General features: G+C 71.9%; 14 protein-coding genes. 11 read left to right on the forward strand and 3 right to left on the reverse strand.

The genetic code is table 11. The features are described from left to right. Positions 1–296: 296 nt before the first annotated feature. The 5 genes from DMH12_RS28200 (at position 297) to DMH12_RS28220 (ending at position 6,219) form a co-directional block, all read left to right on the forward strand. Positions 297–866: a glycerol-3-phosphate responsive antiterminator gene (locus DMH12_RS28200; RefSeq protein ID WP_234957758.1), complete on the forward strand. Its 570-nt coding sequence runs from the start codon at positions 297–299 to the stop codon at positions 864–866. A gap of 210 nt (positions 867–1,076) precedes the next feature. Then, positions 1,077–2,384, forward strand: a complete 1,308-nt coding sequence (locus DMH12_RS28205; protein ID WP_125494265.1) for a nitrate/nitrite transporter — start codon at positions 1,077–1,079, stop codon at positions 2,382–2,384. Between the two features lie 15 nt (positions 2,385–2,399). After that, the gene (locus tag DMH12_RS28210; RefSeq protein WP_125494266.1) at positions 2,400–3,176 is read left to right on the forward strand and encodes an SDR family oxidoreductase; all 777 of its coding nucleotides are present in this window, start codon (positions 2,400–2,402) and stop codon (positions 3,174–3,176) included. A 53-nt stretch (positions 3,177–3,229) separates the two neighbouring features. Continuing rightward, positions 3,230–4,693: an FAD-binding oxidoreductase gene (locus tag DMH12_RS28215; RefSeq protein ID WP_125494267.1), complete on the forward strand. Its 1,464-nt coding sequence runs from the start codon at positions 3,230–3,232 to the stop codon at positions 4,691–4,693. 86 nt (positions 4,694–4,779) lie between these two features. After that, entirely contained in the window at positions 4,780–6,219 is a 1,440-nt protein-coding gene (locus tag DMH12_RS28220; RefSeq protein WP_125494268.1) for an FGGY-family carbohydrate kinase, read from the forward strand. A gap of 6 nt (positions 6,220–6,225) precedes the next feature. Here the strand turns inward: DMH12_RS28220 and DMH12_RS28225 are convergent, their stop codons facing one another. Further along, a complete protein-coding gene (locus DMH12_RS28225; RefSeq protein ID WP_125494269.1) occupies positions 6,226–6,498 on the reverse strand; it encodes a DUF3253 domain-containing protein in 273 nt (90 codons plus the stop codon). Between the two features lie 109 nt (positions 6,499–6,607). Between DMH12_RS28225 and DMH12_RS28230 the strand changes: the two genes are divergently transcribed. The 4 genes from DMH12_RS28230 (at position 6,608) to DMH12_RS28245 (ending at position 11,501) form a co-directional block, all read left to right on the forward strand. After that, positions 6,608–7,300, forward strand: a complete 693-nt coding sequence (locus DMH12_RS28230; protein ID WP_260474373.1) for a GntR family transcriptional regulator — start codon at positions 6,608–6,610, stop codon at positions 7,298–7,300. A 159-nt stretch (positions 7,301–7,459) separates the two neighbouring features. After that, positions 7,460–8,731 (forward strand): amidohydrolase family protein, encoded by a 1,272-nt coding sequence (locus DMH12_RS28235; RefSeq protein ID WP_125494271.1) that lies wholly within the window; start codon positions 7,460–7,462, stop codon positions 8,729–8,731. Positions 8,732–8,784: 53 nt separating this feature from the next. Further along, on the forward strand, positions 8,785–10,080 hold the full coding sequence (locus tag DMH12_RS28240) for an amidohydrolase family protein (RefSeq protein WP_125494272.1): 1,296 nt from the start codon (positions 8,785–8,787) through the stop codon (positions 10,078–10,080). A 236-nt stretch (positions 10,081–10,316) separates the two neighbouring features. Next, positions 10,317–11,501: a type III polyketide synthase gene (locus tag DMH12_RS28245; protein ID WP_125494273.1), complete on the forward strand. Its 1,185-nt coding sequence runs from the start codon at positions 10,317–10,319 to the stop codon at positions 11,499–11,501. A gap of 13 nt (positions 11,502–11,514) precedes the next feature. Here the strand turns inward: DMH12_RS28245 and DMH12_RS28250 are convergent, their stop codons facing one another. Then, a complete protein-coding gene (locus DMH12_RS28250) occupies positions 11,515–13,680 on the reverse strand; it encodes an ATP-binding SpoIIE family protein phosphatase (protein WP_125494274.1) in 2,166 nt (721 codons plus the stop codon). 90 nt (positions 13,681–13,770) lie between these two features. Then, on the reverse strand, positions 13,771–14,673 hold the full coding sequence (locus DMH12_RS28255; protein WP_125494275.1) for a carbon-nitrogen hydrolase family protein: 903 nt from the start codon (positions 14,671–14,673) through the stop codon (positions 13,771–13,773). A gap of 234 nt (positions 14,674–14,907) precedes the next feature. Between DMH12_RS28255 and DMH12_RS28260 the strand changes: the two genes are divergently transcribed. Further along, positions 14,908–15,819 (forward strand): LysR family transcriptional regulator, encoded by a 912-nt coding sequence (locus tag DMH12_RS28260; protein WP_125494276.1) that lies wholly within the window; start codon positions 14,908–14,910, stop codon positions 15,817–15,819. Positions 15,820–15,923: 104 nt separating this feature from the next. Continuing rightward, complete coding sequence (hisD, locus tag DMH12_RS28265; RefSeq protein ID WP_125494277.1) at positions 15,924–17,285, forward strand: histidinol dehydrogenase; 1,362 nt, start codon at positions 15,924–15,926, stop codon at positions 17,283–17,285. Positions 17,286–17,368: the final 83 nt, after the last annotated feature.

A 17,368-nucleotide genomic window follows, 5' to 3' on the forward strand; every position in this document is an offset into this window, starting at 1 on the left:
CCGGGGGCGGGGCCTGCGGGGGCTGATCGGTACGTCCGGCCTGGGGCGGCCGGCTCTGGTGGGCACTGGTCACGTCGGACTCCGTTCGGGCCTGCAGCACGCTCGGGTTGGAACAGCGATCCGGCCCTGGACGGAGAGCCAAATCGATTTGGCCAAATCGATTTGGCCGTCAGTATGGGAGGGCCGCGAGCCCGCGTCAAGGACGGTGGCCGACGGCGGCCGGAGACCGGAAGCCGGTGCCCCGCGTCCTCGTCCTACCCTGAGAGGACACCGCCTGCCTCTGCTAGGAGCGCATCTTGGACACCCCACCACTGCCCGCCCTCCTGGAGGAGAACCCGGTCGTCGCCAGCGTCAAGGACGCGGAGGGGCTGGAGGCCGTGCTGCGCTCCGACTGCCGCGTGGTCTTCCTGCTCTACGGCACGGTCCTGGACCTGCCGGAGATCGTGGCCCGGCTGAAGGAGGACGGCCGGACGGTCCTGGTCAACGTAGATCTGCTGGAGGGTTTCGCGGGCAAGGAGATCGTCGTCCGGTACGTGAAGGAGAAGACGGCCGCGGACGGGGTGCTCAGCTCCAAGGCGTTCATGGTGCGGGCCGCCCGCGAGCTGGGCCTGTACGCGGTGCACCGCTTCTTCCTCATCGACTCGCTCTCGTACCGCAAGCTCGCGCCGCAGGTGCGGTCCTCGCAGGCGGACTGCGTGGAGATCCTCCCGGGGTGCATGCCACGGGTCATCTCCTGGGTCGTCGCCGACATCGACGTGCCGCTCATCGCGGGCGGCCTGGTCTGCGACCGGGACGACGTGTTCGCCGCGCTCAAGGCGGGCGCCGCCGCGATTGCCTCGTCGAATACCGATGTCTGGGAGATGTGACACCGCCGGTGGACCCTTGACACTCGCCCGAGCGTCACCCTAGGTTTGCCCTGCGGCCATCTGATCACCCGTTCGGCCGCCACAATCACATATCGGCTCCGGCCTCCGCGCCGGAGCAGTTACTAGAGACCAGAGAACAGTAACTCCTCGCCCGTCGAGAGTTGCTGTTCTTTTTTTGTTGCCCGATTGCGAACCACAACGAGGTGGACTGTGAACAGAGCGCGGAAATGGACGGGATTCCTGATCCTGTCGATGTCGTGCGGCATCATCTTCCAGGTCGCCTACATCCGCTTCGTCTTTCTCGGCCCCACGGCCGAGGCGCTGCACCTTTCGACGCAGGACTACGGCAACATCATCTCCGTGTTCGGCATCGTGGCGATCGTGATGTACTTCGCGGGAGGTTGGTTCGCCGACAAGTTCTCGCCGAAGGTCCTGGTCACGCTGGGTCTGGCCGGTACCGGCGTGCTGGATCTGTACATCGCGCAGGCCCCCGGCTACACCGGTACGCTCGTCGCGCACGCCCTTATGGCGGTCATGGGCACCGGCCTCTACTGGCCGGCTCTGCTCAAGGCCATCGGAATGCTCGGCGACGCCTCGGAACAGGGCCGGCTCTTCGGCTTCCTGGAAGGCGCGCGGGGAGTCACCTCCACCCTCGTGGGATTCGTCGGCACCGCATTGGTGGCGACGGCCGTCACGCAGGCGGCGGGTGTCACGTGGCTCATCCGGCTCTACGGAATACTCGCCTTCGTCTTCGCCGCGCTCATCTGGTTCTTCGTGGACAGCGACAAGGAGAAACTGGCCGCGCTGGATTCCAGCACCGTCACGCTGAAGCAGCTGTGGCGGGCAGCCAGCAACAAATACACGTGGCTCATCGGGCTCACCGTGATGATGATGTACTGCTTCTACACCACGCTCGGTTATTTCTCGCCGCTGCTCGAGCACCACTACGGGATCGCGGCGGGTCTGATCGGTGTCATCGGTGTGGTCCGTACGTACGTGTTCCAGTTCGCCGCCGGGCCCGCGGGCGGTGTGGTCGTCGACAAGGTCACCCGGTCGACGCCGCGCTTCCTGCGCTGGATGTTCCTGGGGTGCGCCGCTGCCGCCGTGCTGTTCCTCGTACTGCCGCGCAGCACGGCCTTCGGCTGGGTCGCCGTCACGCTGATGTTCCTGCTCTGCCTGTTCGTCTTCGCCAGCCGCGGGGTGTACTTCGCCACCGTCGGGGAGGTGGAGATCCCGGCCAACGAGCGGGGCGGGGTGATCGGCCTGGTCTCCGGGATCGCGTTCCTGCCGGACGCCTTCCTGCCGTCGCTCGCCGCCTGGTGGATCGGCGACCCTTCGGCCAGTCCGGCGGTGCCGGAGCGCGGCGGCGGCTACACCACCATGTTCGTCTTCCTGCTGGCCGCGGCGCTGCTGGGCCTGCTGTTCACCACACTCACCATCCGTATCCGCCGCAGGGAGCTGGCCGCGCGTGCGGCGGCGTCCGCGCCGGCTCCCACCGAGCCGGCCCCCGCGCTCTGAGGAAGGTCACTCACCATGGACATCACCGACTTCGACCGGGACTTCTTCTCCCTCGACGGCCGCAGCGCCATCGTCACCGGCGGCAACACGGGTCTCGGCCGGGCGTTCTCGCTGGCCCTCGCCAAGGCGGGCGCCGACGTGTTCGTGCCGTCCGTCACCGAGGACGACGGCACCACCCGCGAGCTGATCGAGGCCGAGGGCCGCCGCATGGAGTTCATGAAGGCGGACCTGACCGGGCCCGGCGTGCCGAGGCGGATCGTCGAGGGCTGCGCGGAGGCCTTCGGATCGGTCGACATCGTGGTGAACTCGGCGGGCATCTGCAACATCGCGGACGTCGAGGAGTTCGGCCGCGAGCAGTGGGACCCGATGGTCGACATCAACCTCACGGCCCCGTTCGAGCTCAGCCACGAGGCAGTCCGGTTCATGGTTCCGCAGCGCTCCGGAAAGATCATCAACATCGCGTCGATGTTCTCGTTCCTCGGCGGCCAGTGGTCGCCCGCGTACGCGGCCACCAAGCACGGCATCGTGGGCTTCACCAAGGCGTACTGCGACGAGCTGGCCCAGCACAACATCCAGGTCAACGCCATCGCGCCCGGCTACTTCGCCACGAAGATCACCGAGGCGACGCGGGCGAACCCGGAGACCAACCAGCGCGTCCTGGACCACATCCCGGCGGGCCGCTGGGGCGACGTCGCGGACCTGATGGGCGCGACCGTCTTCCTCGCCTCCCGGGCGTCGGACTACGTCAACGGGCACGTCCTCCCGGTGGACGGGGGCTACCTGGTCCGCTGAACCCCCCGCGCCACGCCCTCCCCCACGCACCGCACACCAAGAGGTAGATCACCATGGCCCAGTCGCTCTCCAAGCTCACCCGCGAAGACATCGTCGCCCACCTCACCGGAATGCTCGACGCCGGACAGGTCGTCACCGACACCGAGGAGCTGAAGCTCGCGAGCGTCGACCGGTTCAAGAAGTACCAGTCGGTACACGGCATCTTCGACGCCCCGCTCCCGGCCGCGATCGTCAACGCCCGTTCCACCGAGGACGTCTCGAAGGTCCTGGCCTTCGCGAACGACAACCGGATCAACGTGGTCGCGCGGACCGGCCGCACCGGCACCGAGGGCGGTCTGGAGACCGCGGTCGAGGACACCATCGTGCTCGACGGCTCCGGCCTGGACCGGGTGCTGGCGATCGACGCCGAGAACATGCAGGTGACCGTGGAGTGCGGAGTGCCGCTCCAGGTCCTCGAGGACAAGCTGCGCGAGCAGGGGCTCACGACGGGCCACTCCCCGCAGTCCAAGCCGCTCGCCCAGTACGGCGGGCTGGTCTCCACCCGCTCCATCGGCCAGTTCTCCACGCTCTACGGCGCGATCGAGGACATGGTGGTCGGTCTGGAGGCGGTCTTCCCGGACGGCTCGGTCACCCGCATCAAGAACGTCCCGCGCCGCGCGGCCGGACCCGACATCCGGCACGTCGTCATCGGCAACGAGGGCGCCCTCTGCTACATCACCGAGGTGACCGTCAAGGTCTTCAAGTACCAGCCGGAGAACAACGAGTTCCACGGCTTCCTCGTCGACGACATGGCCACCGGCGTCAAGGCGATCCGCGAGGTCGTCACGAACGGGTTCAAGCCGTCGGTCGTCCGGGTCTACTCGCCCGAGGACGCCCGCCAGCACTTCTCGCACTTCTACCAGGGCAAGGTCGTCGTCGTCTTCGTGGCGGAGGGGCCCAAGGGCCTCGTGCGCGCCACCAGCGAGGAGATCGAGCGGGTCCTGGCCCAGTACCCGCACGACAAGGTCGACCCGCGGCTGATCGAGGACTGGTTCGACAACCTCAACTGGGGCGTCGACAAGATCGAGGCCGAGAAGCAGGTCATGCTCGCCAAGGGCGAACTCGGCTACACCACCGAGGTCTCCGTGGACTGGTCGCGCACCGTCGAGCTGTACGACAACGTGATCCGGCGCATCCGCACCGAGTTCCCGGCCGCCGACGACCTGGTCATGCTCGGTGCCCACTCCTCGCACAGCTACCAGACCGGCACCAACCTGTACTTCGTCTACGACTACCGGATCAACTGCGAGCCGCGCGAGGAGATCGAGAAGTACCACATCCCCCTCAACGCGATCATCGTCGAGGAGGCGCTGAAGGTGGGCGGCTCCATGGTCCACCACCACGGCATCGGCAAGTACCGCGCCCCGTGGACCACGCAGGAGCACGGCAGCGCGTACCGGATCCTCGCCAAGCTCAAGGAGACCTTCGACCCCAACGGGATCATGAACAAGGGCACCATCTTCCCCATGGACGCCTGAGCCAGCCGCCCAGCCGACCCCGGCCGCCGTCACGCCGGCCGGGGTCCTGCTCCTTCCCCGACCCGCACGACCTCTCCGGAGTGGCCATGTCCAGCGCCCGTCCCCGCTACCTCATCGGCATCGACAACGGCTCGCAGTCCTCGAAGGTGACCGTCTTCGACACCGACGGGCGGGTCGTCAGCGAGGGCCGCGCCGCGCTGCGCCCCTACGACACCCCGCGGCCCGGCGTCGTGGAGCATCCGGACGACGATCTGTGGACGTCGATCGGCGCCGCCAGCCGGGCCGCGCTCGCGGCGTTCGACGGGGACCCGGCGGACATCGTGGGCGTGGGACTGTGCACCATCCGCTTCTGCCGTGCCGTCCTCAAGGCGGACGGCACGCTCGCCCAGCCCGTCATGAGCTGGATGGACGAGCGCGTCGGACACCCCTACCAGGACTCCGCCCCCGAGGCCGCCCGCGTCACGACCAGCTCCGGCTACATCGGTCACCGGATGACGGGGAAGTTCCGTGACACGGCGGCCAACTACGCGGGGATGTGGCCCCTGGACCCGGACACCTGGCAGTGGAGCGACGACGACGCGGAGATCGCGAAGCTCGGCCTGCGCCGCGAGCTGCTCTTCGACCTCGTGCTGCCCGGTGACGTCCTGGGCGGGGTCACCGAGGCCGCGGCACTCCACACCGGCATCCCCGCCGGGGTCCCCGTGGTCGCCACGGCCAACGACAAGGCGGTCGAGGCCCTGGGCTGCGGGCTGCGCTCCCCCGACACCCTCCTCGTCTCGCTCGGCACGTACGTGGCCGGCATGGCGACGGGCCCGCGCAACGTCACGGGCCCCTCGGACTTCTGGGTGAACTACGCCGCCGTGCCGCACTCCTACCTCTACGAGTCCGGCGGGGTGCGGCGCGGCATGTGGACGGTCAGCTGGTACCGCGACCTGCTCGGCGAGGAGGCGTCCGTCCGGGCGCGCGCCGCCGGGCTGGAGGTGGAGGACTACCTCAACGCCGAGGCTGCGAAGGTGCCGCCGGGGTCCGACGGGCTGATGACCGTCCTCGACTGGCTCGCCCCGGACGACGCCCCCTTCCGCAAGGGCACGATGCTGGGCTTCGACGGACGCCACGGCCGCTTCCACGTCTACCGGTCCATCCTGGAAGCCCTCGCGATGACGGTCCACGACACGACGGAGCGCATGGCACGCGAACTGGGCACGGCCCACCGCGAGGTCATCGTCTCCGGCGGCGGCTCGCGCTCCGACCTGATGATGCGGATCCAGGCCGACGTGCACGGCGTCCCCGCGCGGCGCGCCGAGGCGTCCAGCGCCGCGGGCCTGGGAGCCGCGATCTGCGCGGCGGTGGGTCTCGGTGTGCACGCGGACTTCGAGGAGGCCACGGCCAGGATGGTCCGCGACGGTGAGGTCTTCCACCCGGACCCGGAGAACCACGCCCTCTACAGGCGCCTTGAAGCGGTGTACCGGGACGTCCGCGAACACACCGACGCCCTCTACCGCCGTACGTACGACGTCTTCGGCTGACTCCGGTCAGCGGGCGCGGCGGATGCGGACGGGGCCGCGCGCGGTCGCCGGGTCGACCCGGCGACCGCGCTGGGTGACCGTGACCTCCCCGGCCTCGGCCAGGCGCCCGGCCGCACCGCGGGCCGGCTCCATGAGGGCGCGCCAGCCGTCGTCGTCCCCTTCGTAGACCGCGCGTGCGGCGTCCGAGGGGCAGATCGTCGCTCCCGGGCGACGGCGCTCCAGGAGTTCCAGGATGGCTTGCTCCAGCCGTCGGTCCGTCCCCTCGTCCTCGTCCGCCACCCGGCCAGTATGACGATCGGCGGGCGGTCGCGCCCGCGGGCGGGCCCGGTGATCGCCCTGACCGTATCCTCGCTCTGAACAGCGCGGGCGAGGGCGAGGGACGGTGCACGTGGCAGGCGGCACACCGCAGGCGGGACAGACCCGGACGTCGCTGAGCGCGCGGGCCCGCGAGGCCGTGCGCGAGCGCATCGTGGACCGCCGGTATCCGATGGGCACGCGGCTGGTGGAGCGGGAGGTCGCGGAGGAGCTGCGGATGTCCCGGGTGCCGGTCCGCGAGGCGCTGCGCGCGCTGGTCGCCGAGGGGCTGCTGGAACTGCTGCCGCACAGCGGAGTGCGGGTGCGGCGTCTGGAGCGGGCCGACGTCCGGTACCTGTACGAGGTGTGGGAGCCGTTGGCCGTCCAGGCGTCGCGGCTCGCCGCCCGGCAGGTCGCGGCGGCGGACGGGCCGCTGCCGGAACTGGACGCACTGCGTGCCTCCCTGGCGCGGGCCGAGGACGCCGCCGAGGAGGACGAGGGCGCGCTGGAGGTCGCGGCGCACACGGAGTTCCACGAGCGGATCGTCGCGCTCTCCGGAAACCCGCTGCTGGCCCGCACCATGGAGCAGCTCGGCTGGCAGTTGCAGTTGCTGTTCGGCATGCGTGCCGAGCCCGCGCACATGCGGGCCCAGCACGCGGAAATCTTCCGGCACATCGCCGCGGGCGACGAGGAGCCGGCCGCCGCGAGCACGCTGCTGCACGTCCGGGACAGCCGGGCCGTGGCACTGCGGTCCCTCTTCGGGGACAGCGCTTTGTATACCAAGTGATTCCTTACCTACTGGGCGACCATCAAATGTGCAGCACCGGTGCGAATTTTCGGGGCACATCCGACAGCCTCTTGTCCCGCTCTCATTACTTGGTATACAAAATGGCGCCAGGCAGGTCTCCCCCTGCCGCGACTCCCCGCCCCCACCAGGAGCCCAGCGATGTGCATCGAGCCCTCCGAGCCCCCGTCCCCCCGGCTGACCCGCCGGGGCGTGCTCGCCGCCTCAGCGGCCCTCGCCGGTACCGCGACGGCCCTCGGTTCCGCCGGACCGGCGGCGGCGACCACCTCGGACCGTCGGCCGCGCACCGGCGACCTGGTCGTCGAGGGCGGCACGCTTCTCGACCCCGCCACTGGTGACGTCACCGAGGACGCCGTCGTGGTGATCCGGGACGGTGTGGTGCGCGCGGCCGGTGCCCGTGGCAGGACCACCGTCCCGGCCGGCGTCCCGCGCCTCGACGCGCACGGCCAGTGGGTCCTGCCCGGCCTGATCGACGCACACATCCACCTCAACACCGTGGCCGAGGCACGCGACGCCGTCGGCAAGGGCGCGACGAGCGCGCGCAGCGGGTCCACCAACTTCTACCAGGACATCGCCGTGCGCGAGCTGGCCCGCCGGGCCCCCGGCATGGCGCCCCGGCTGCGGGCGGCGGGCATCTTCGTCACGCCGGACCTGGGCGACACCCTCCTCGCCGACCCGGAGCTCGCCGTGCTGGCCGGGCTGAAGGGCGGGGTCCGGTCCGCCGAGGCCCTGCGCCACGTCGTGCGGGTCAACCTGGCGCGCGGCGCCGAGGTGGTCAAGACGCGGGTGAACGAACGCGCCGGGCTGCCCGAGCAGGACCCGCTGGCCCAGGTCTACTCGCACGCCCAGCTCAGCGAGGTGGTGGCGGCGGCACGGCGCGGCGGGAAGGGCGTGCTCTGCCACAGCTACAGCGAGAAGGGCTGCCACGACGCGGTGACGGCGGGCATCCGGTCCCTGGAACACGGCGTGTTCGTCGGCGAGCGCACCCTGCACGAGATGCGCCGACGGGACACGTACTTCACCCCCACCCTCACCGCGATCGCGGGCCTCGCCGAGTCCTCGGACCCGGTACTCGCCGAGCGGGGCCGCGCCTATCTGCCCGTCCTGAAGCGGGCGGTGCTGGCGGCGCACGAGCTGGGCGTGCCGCTGGCGGCGGGCACCGACTCCTCCGGCGGCACGGTGGACCCCATCGGGCGCGAGGTGGAGTTGATGCACGCCGCCGGACTCTCGCCGCTCGACGCGATCCGCACGGCGACGACGCACGCCGCGCGGCTGCTCGACCTGGAGGGCACGGCGGGCCGGCCGACCCGGGGGCACGCCGGTGACCTGGTCCTGGTGACCGGCGACCCGCTGGCCGACGTGTCACTGCTCAAGAAGCCGTCCCGGGTGGTGCGTGCGGGCATCCCCGTCTGACCACGGCCCGCGCCCGCAATCCGCCCAACACCCCTGACCCGTAGGAGAACGGCATGACCCCTCCGCCCCTGTCCCGGCGCAACGTCCTCGCCGGTGCCGCCTCGCTGGGCGGCACCGCCGCCCTGGCCGCCACGACGGCGCACGCGTCATCCGAACCGGCCCGGCACGCCCGCGGTGCCGTCGTGTTCCGCGACGTGCGTCTGCCGGGCGGGTCCGGGGCGGTGGACCTGACCGTCCTCGACGGCCGGATCTCGGACCGGCCGGCGCCCAGGGGTGCCAAGGTCGTCGACGGCGGCGGCCGGCTGGCGCTGCCGGCGCTCGTCGACGCGCACATCCACCCCGACAAGACCAGTTGGGGCGGCCCGTGGGTGTCGCGCAGGCCCGCGAGCGGCATCGCCGAGTACTGCGAGCAGGACGTCGAGCTGTACCACTCCCAGCGGCGCCCGGTCGGCGAACGGGCGTACGGACTGATGGCGCACGCCGTGACCCGCGGCACCCGGGCGATGCGGGCCCACGCGGACGTCGCCCCCGCCTACGGCCTCGACGGGGTGGAGGGCGTCGCCGAGGCGCGGGACCGCCTGGCGGACGCGCTGGACGTGCAGATCGTGGCGTTTCCCCAGCACGGCGTGGTCCGTACGCCTGGCACGGCCGAACTCCTGGCCACGGCGGCCCGCGAGGGCCTGGTCGACATGATCGGCGGCATCGACCCGATCAGCTTCGACCAGGCTCCGGAGGAACAGCTCGACCTGGTCTTCGACCTGGCCGACCGGCACGGGATCGGCGTCGACATCCATCTGCACGACCGGGACGAGAAGGGGACCCGGGTCATGCGCGGCATCATCGACCGCACCCGGTCCCTGTCCCTGCGGGGCCGGGTGACGGTGAGTCACGTCTTCTGTCTGCCGTTCCTCGCCGAGCGCGCCCTGCGCACCATGGCCGAGGACCTGGCGGAGCTGGACATCGCCCTGACGACGGTCGCGCCGAACGAGTCCCTGGTCCTGCCCGTCTCCACGCTGCGCGAGTACGGCGTGCGGGTCGGGCTCGGCTCGGACGGCGTGCGCGACTCCTGGAGCCCGTTCGGCGACGCGGACATGCTGCACCGCGCCCATCTGCTGGGCTGGATCACGGACGTACGCCTCGACGACGAGCTGGCCTCCTGCTACGACGTCGGCGCGCACGGCGGCGCGGACGTGATGGGCCTGCCACGGGCCGACCTGAAGCCGGGGGCGCCGGCGGACTTCGTGCTGGTGCGCGGCGAGTGCCTGCCGCAGGTCGTGGTCGACATGCCCCGGCGCGACTTGGTCGTGCACGGCGGGCGGGTGGTGGCCCGGAACGGCGAACTGGTCTGAGAGGGACACCTCCGGAGGCGTTCCCCCACCTGGGTGTGTGGAGCGTCACGCACGACAAGAGCCGCCCAAGTTGTCTGAGTCACAGCGCAAATGTCCCTTTGGCCCCCATGCTCGAATCGGATGCCGGCGCCCGAAGTGACGCGCGCCGGCATGGACTTGGACGTGGGGTGCTGGAGTGAGCCATGCCACAGCACTCGGACATTCCCTCTCTTGTTCACCGGAGAAAGGTGCGAATCGTGGCCGCATACCTGTGCCCGCCCGCCGTCATACACGGCGAGCACGCCGTCAAGACCAGCCAGATAGTGGAGGAGGTCCGCGAACGGCACCCGGACGCGGCGTGGGCGCCCCGGATCGACGCCATCGCGGCCAGTACCGGCATCGAGACCCGGGGCTGGATGCTGCCGCTGGAGTCCGCGGTGGCGCCCGGCGCCTCGGGCGCCCTGTCGGCGGCCGGCACCGGGCCCGCGCGCGAGGCGCTGGTCCGCGACGGGTTCACCGAGCACGACGCGGACCGCGTGGTCGCCGCCCTCGAATCGGTGCCCACACCGCAGACCGTGCAGGAGCGCACCGCCCCGGCCTGGGAGGCCGTGCAGGCCTACGGGGAACGGGCGGCGCGCGGGGCCCTGCAGATCGCCGGGCTGGACGTCTCGGACGTCGACTGCCTGATCACCAGCAACTCCACCACCCCGGCGCTGCCGGGTCTGGACGTCGCCCTGGCCAACCGGCTCCCGCTGCGCGGCGACACGACGCTGCTGCCCGCCTCGCAGTGGGCCTGCGTCGCCGGGACCCGTTCCCTGGCACTCGCGGCCGACCTCGTGGCGGCCGACCCCGACCGGGTGGTCCTGGTCGTGATCTCCGAGGCGCTCAGTACGACCTACCAGCCCGCGGACGACACCCTGGAGTCCCTGATCGTCCGGCTGCTGTTCGCGGACACCGCGGTCGCGACGGTGGTCACGGGCCGCCCCAGGCCCCAGTCGGTGCTGCGGCTGGACGCCTCCTGGCACCACACCCTGCCGGACACCCAGGACCTGCACCGCCTGGAGACGCGGGCGGACGGCACCCACTTCGTGATGGACCGGCGCGGCCCGCGCGCCGTGCAGAACACCGTCACCGCCATGTGGGACTGGCTGCACGACCGCTACCAGGACGACCCGGGCTCCTGGCACCCCGACGTACTGCTCGCGCACCCCGGCGGGACGCGCGTGCTGGAGTACATGGAGCAGACCATGCCCGAGGAGTGGCCGTCGGGGCTCCTCGACCACAGCCGGGACAGCTACGCCGGCGGCAACCGCGGTGGCGCCGCCGTGTTCGACATCATGCGCCGGGCGCACGACGCCGGACAGCGGCCGGGCAGTCGCGCCGTGCTGTACGCGGCGGCCCCGGGCCTCACGGCGACCGCACTCGAAGGAGAGTGGCTGTAGCCCGGCCGCGCCGTCACCTGGCCACCACCGCCCAGACCACCTTGCCGGTGTCCGTCCACCGCACCCCCCACCGGGCGGTGAGCCGGTGCACGACGTGCAGGCCGCGACCGCCGTCGTCCAGCAGTCCGCCGCGGCCGAGGCGGGGACGGCCGTTGCCGGTGTCGCCGACCTCGCACAGCAGTCCGTGACCGGCCCTGATCAGCCGTACCGTGATGGGCCCGCGGGCGAACCGGACCGCGTTGGTGACCAGCTCGCTGACCAGGAGCAGCACCCTGTCCCGGGTGTCGTCCCTGGTACGCCACTCGCGCAGCAGCGCGGAGACCAGCGTGCGGGCCCGGGCGGCCGCGTCGTCGCGGGCGGGCAGCCGCCAGGTGGCGGTGTCCCCCTTGCGGTAGCCGATCATGCGGGCCAGCAGCAGGGTCACGTCGTCGCGCCCGCGTTGCGGCGACAGCCCGGAGACGACCCAGCGCGCGGCCTCCTCCAGGACGTCCCAGGGGTGCACCGTGGACACGGCGTCCGCGAGCCTGCCGATGCCCTCGTCGATCGGCACGGCGGGATCCTCCACCAGCCCGTCGGTGTACAGGGCGAGCAGGGAGCCCGGGGGTGCGGCGAACGTGTGCACCCCGAACGGCTCCCGCAGCGCGAATTCCGCGCCGAGGCCCGGATGCGGGCGGACCGCGAGCGGCGCGGCGCGTCCGTCCGGGAGCACCAGGACCGGGGGGAGGTGGCCGGCGCTGGACAGGGCCACGCGGTGGCTGACCGGGTCGTAGACGGCGATGCAGCAGGTCGATCCGAGGGCGCTGTAGCCGGCGGCCAGCCCCGACTCCGCGTCGTCCAGCATCGTCACCGTCTTGTCCAGGTGTTCCAGCACCTCGTCGGGCGCCAGCCCCGCGGAGAGCAGTGCGCGGGCCTCCATGCTCAGCTGGCCCATCGTCGCCGCGGCCCCCAGGCCGTGTCCGACGACGTCGCCGACGACGAGGGCGGTACGGCCGTCCGGGAGGGGGAAACTGTTGACCCAGTCGCCGCCGACGCCCGCGCTGTCGGGCGTGGCGGGCTGGTACACGCTGGCGGTCTCGACGGTGTCGCCCCCGGTGCGCGGCAGCAGCCGGCGCTGCAGGGCCAGCACCTGGGTGTGCTCGCGCTGGTGCTGCCGGGCCAGATCGACGTGGTGCGAGGTTCTGGCCACCAGTTCCTGGAGGTCGAGCAGCTCGCCGTCGTTGAAGGGGCGGTCGGCCCGCCGCCAGACCTCCGCCACGCCGAGCACGACGGGCGGCGACCCGTCGAGGACGAGCGGGATGCAGGCCACACCCGCCGACCGGTTGCTGGGGACCAGGGCCCGGACCAGCTTCGGGCTGCCGAGGACCCGCTCGATCGACTCGCGGTCCGGGATGACGATGGCCTGGGCGGCGTCGTCGCGCCGGATCGCCTGCGCCAGCAGATGACTCGCGTCCTTGGGCAGGTCGTCGCCCTCAGTCACGTAGCCCTCGGGCCAGACCCGGTCCGGCACCAGGGCCGCCCGCCGCAGCCGGATGCGTCCCTGGCCGTGCTCGGTGACCCCCTCGCCCGTCCACACGGCGAAGTCGAGGTCGATGGCGGCCACGTCTCCCCAGGCCAGCAGCGACTCCGCCAGCGACTGCGCGGTCTCGCCGATGTCCAGCGAGGTGCCGATCGCGGTCTCGGCGGCGTACAGGTGCAGTCTCCTGGCCATGGCGATCAGGGAGACGGTCAGGCCCTCCTGCGGCGCCGCGGCGGACAGGATGCTCATGGAGACGACCAGCTCCGAGCCGTCCGCGCGCCGCAGCCGCTGGACCCGGGCGACGTGTGCCTCGCCGGTCTCCAGCACCTGCCGCAGCCGCCGGGTGACGGTGGGTACGTCCCAGGGCGGCAGCAGGTCGACGAAGGGGCTTCCGGTCACGACGTCCAGACCGGCGAAGACGGGGGCGTCCAGGTTGCTGCGCGTGATGCGCAGCTCCCGGTCCAGGTTGACCGCGCCGAGGATCTGCTCCTGGAGGCCGGCCCCCGGGTTGGGATGGACGCGTACGCGGGCGGTGGTCTCGTCCGGCGCTCCGGAGGCGTCGGCCGCCGCCGCTCCGCCGCGCGGGATGTACTTGCCCAAAGCGCTGCTGACCAGGTCGAACGGCGACGAGGACGAAGAGGACGAAGGAGAGGGTGTGTCCATACGGCTCTCTCAGCTCGCTCGCCGGCCCCGGCACGGCGCCGGGCCGTACTCGCACCCGTGCGGCGGGCCCCGAGTCTCCGACCGCACACCTCATTCAATAACACGCCGGGCACCTTCGCCCACACCGGCGCCGCGACGCCAGCGCTCGGGCTCGATGCGGCCCGCGTACAGGGGCAGCTCCAGTGGCGGCCCGCCGTCCTCGAAGGGGTCCCACACCCGGGTGAGCCCCGCGGTGCCCCGCGCTCGCACCCGCCGGGCCTCGGCCAGGTCGATCACGTCGGTCAGGACGTCCTCCGACCCGGGCCCGGCCTCGGCGCGCATCCGCCCCTCGGGGTCCACCACGACGCTCCGCCCGAGGCCGTCCGGCGCGGCCGCGTTGAGGCTGGCCATGAAGACCTGGTTGACGATCGCGTTGGCCTGCGCGAGCACGACTTCCTGGGCACGGTCGACGGTGGGGGTGCGGACCAGGTTCAGTACGAGGTCGGCGCCCTGCCAGGCGAGGTGGCGGGTGACCTCGGGGAACCAGGCGTCGTAGCAGATCGTCAGGCCCAGCCGTCCGTGCCCGGCCAGGTCGAAGACCACGAAGTCGGAGCCGGCCGCCGTGGTCTCGTGAGGGCGCCACGGGAAGATCTTGCGGTACGCCGCGACCCGCTCGCCCGCGGGCGAGTAGACGGGGGCGGTGTTGTATGTCCGGCCGTCGGCACCCTGCTCGTAGACGCTGCCGGGCACGAGCCAGATGTCCAGCTCACGGGCGAGGGCGGCCAGCCGGGCACCCCGCGGGCCGTCCAGGGGCTGGGCCCCCGCGGTCATGACCCGCTCGGGGTCCTCACCGGGCTCGTGCCCGCACAGATGCAGTTCCGGGTAGGCGAGCAACCGGACGCCGGGGTGCGCCGCCATGACGCGGCGGACGTCCTCGGCGAACGCGTCGGTGGCATCGGCGGCGTGGTGCCGCGCGGCCGTCTGGACGAGGCCGATCTGCAAGGGAGTCGTCATCACTGGGCAGCCTTCCGCGGTCGCTGGCTTCCGGGGACGGGGGGCGTGGTCGAGCCAATCACCGGACCACCCACGGGACAAGATCCCCTTGTCCAGCACGATCCACAGGAAGAACCTGTGGGCCGCGCGGGTGCCGCGGCGACCCGCGCCGCCCGGCGGCCGTGGTAGAACGAGGACCCCCGCGTCGGCGTCAAGACGTCGCGCCCCCCCGACTCGACAGGACACGGACCGCGTATGACCCTCAACCAGCTGAGGGCCTTCGTCGAGGCGGAGCGGCTCGGGTCGTTCACCGCAGCGGCGCGGGCCATGGACATCGCCCAGGCCTCCGCCTCCGAGCTGGTGCGCCGCCTGGAGACCGAGCTGGACGCCGAGCTGTTCGCGCGGGGCAGCCGCACCCTGGCCCTGACCTCGGCTGGCCAGGAACTGCTGCCGTACGCCCAGCAGGCGGTGGAGGCCGCTGAGAGCGGAACCCGGGCGGTGCGCTCCCTGGGTTCGCTGGGCGGCGGGACCGCCACCTTCGGTGTGCTGCGCAACGCCGACTACTACCTGCTGTCCAACCTCGTGCAGCTGTTCCACGCGCGTTACCCGTCCGTCCGGGTCCGCCTGGTGGGGCAGAACTCCGCCGAGACCGCGGCGGCCGTGGCGGCGGGACGGATCGAGGCCGGGCTCGTGGTGCTGCCCATCGAGGACGAGGGGCTGGTGGTGACGCCGCTGCTGCGGGACGAGGTGTTCTTCGTCAGCGCGAGCGAGGAGCGCACCCGGACGCCCATGACGATCGAGGCGTTCTCCCGTACGCCGCTCGTCCTCTACGACGCCCACTACGGCTGGCAGGACCCCACCCGGCGCCAGCTCGCGGAACGGGCCCAGCTGGCCGGGGTGAGGGTCGATCCCCTGATCGAGCTGGAACACGTCGAGGCCGCGCTGGGCCTGGTGGCCGCCGGCGTGGGCGACACGATCGCCAGCCGGGCCGTGGTCGCCGGGGCGGCGTTTCCCGCGGGGCTGCGCACCGTCCCGTTCGCCGACCCCCTCTACGACACGATCGCGCTGGTAAAGCGGCGGGGCCATCCGCTGTCCCGGGCCACCCGGGAGCTGGTCAGGATCGCCGAGGACACCTTGCGCGAGATCCGGGACGATCTCGGCCTCTGAGTACCGGCCGCCCGAGCCACGGGACAAGCCACAGGGAAACCCTGTGCTTCGGACAGGAATCGCCCCTCTGGTCCTGTGGCAGTGTGCCGTCTAGCGTCCCTGCCATGCAGATCACGCACGACGAAGCACAGTCCCTCCCCCCGTTCCAGTGGCTCAAGAAGCCGTCCGTGGACGGTCCGCCCGCACAGCGCGACCCCTCGGTGGTCGAGCGCGTCTCACAGATGCTGAGCGAGATCGAGCGCAAGGGCATGGACGCGGTACGCGGCTACGCCCAGGAGCTGGACGGCTGGTCCGGCGACCTGGAGATCGAGGCCGCCGACCTGAAGAAGTCGGGGGACGCGCTTCCCCCGGACGTCCGTACCGCGCTGGAGATGGGCTACGAGCGCACCCACCGTTTCGCCGCCGCGCAGCGCGAGCACCTGACGGACTTCGAGATCGAGGTGGCTCCCGGTGTCGCCGGCGGTCAGCGCTACGTTCCCGTCTCCCGCGTCGGCGCCTACCTGCCCGCCGGCCGGTTCCCCCTCCTCGCCAGCGCCTTCATGACGGTGAACGTGGCCAAGACGGCCGGCGTCCCCACGGTCCTCGCCTGCACTCCCCCGTCCGGCGAGCACGGCGCGCACCCCGCCGTGCTGTACGGCGCCTACCTCTCGCGCGCCGACCGGGTGTTCGCGCTCGGCGGCGTCCAGGCCCTCGGCGCGATGGCCTTCGGGCTGCTCGGTGACGCACCGGTCGACATGCTGGTCGGCGCGGGGAACGCGTACGTCACCGAGGCGAAGCGGCAGCTGTTCGGCCGGGTCGGCATCGACCTGCTGGCCGGGCCCTCGGAGGTCGCCGTCATCGCGGACGACAGCGCCGACCCGGTGTGGGTCGCGGCGGACCTGCTGGGGCAGGCCGAGCACGGGCCCAACTCACCGGCCGCCCTGATCACCACCTCCGCCGACCTGGGGCGCGCCGTGATCGGGGAGGTCGAGCGCCAGCTCAAGACGCTCACCACCCGGGACATCGCCGGCCCGGCGTGGCGCGACTTCGGCTCCGTCGTCGTGGTGGACGACCCGGCCGCCGCCGTCGCCGTGGCCGACGTGATCGCCCCCGAGCACCTGGAGATCCAGACCGAGGACGACGACTACTACCTGGTGAACCTCGCCAACTACGGCTCGCTGTTCATCGGGTCGTGGTCGACGGTCGCCTACTCCGACAAGGGCATCGCCGGCACCAACCACGTACTGCCGACCGGCAAGACGGCCCGCTACAACGCGGGGCTCTCCGTGTCCCGGTTCCTCAAGCCGCTGACGTACCAGCGTGCCTCGAAGGAGGGGACCGCCTCTCTGGCCCCGGCCGTCGAGCGCGTCTCGGCCTTCGAAGGGCTGGCGGCCCACGGTGCGACGGCGACGCTCCGCATCGACCGGATCGGGCGGAAGTCCGGCGCGTTCGACGACGTTCCGGCCGCACTGCGCGACCAGCTGTGACCCCTCGCGTGCCGCCGCACGGCATGCGGCGGCACGCGAGGGGTCACAGCTGGTCGCGCAGTGCGGCCGGAACGTCGTCGAAC

The organism is Streptomyces sp. WAC 04229, from assembly GCF_003947455.1.
Lineage (GTDB): Bacteria > Actinomycetota > Actinomycetes > Streptomycetales > Streptomycetaceae > Streptomyces.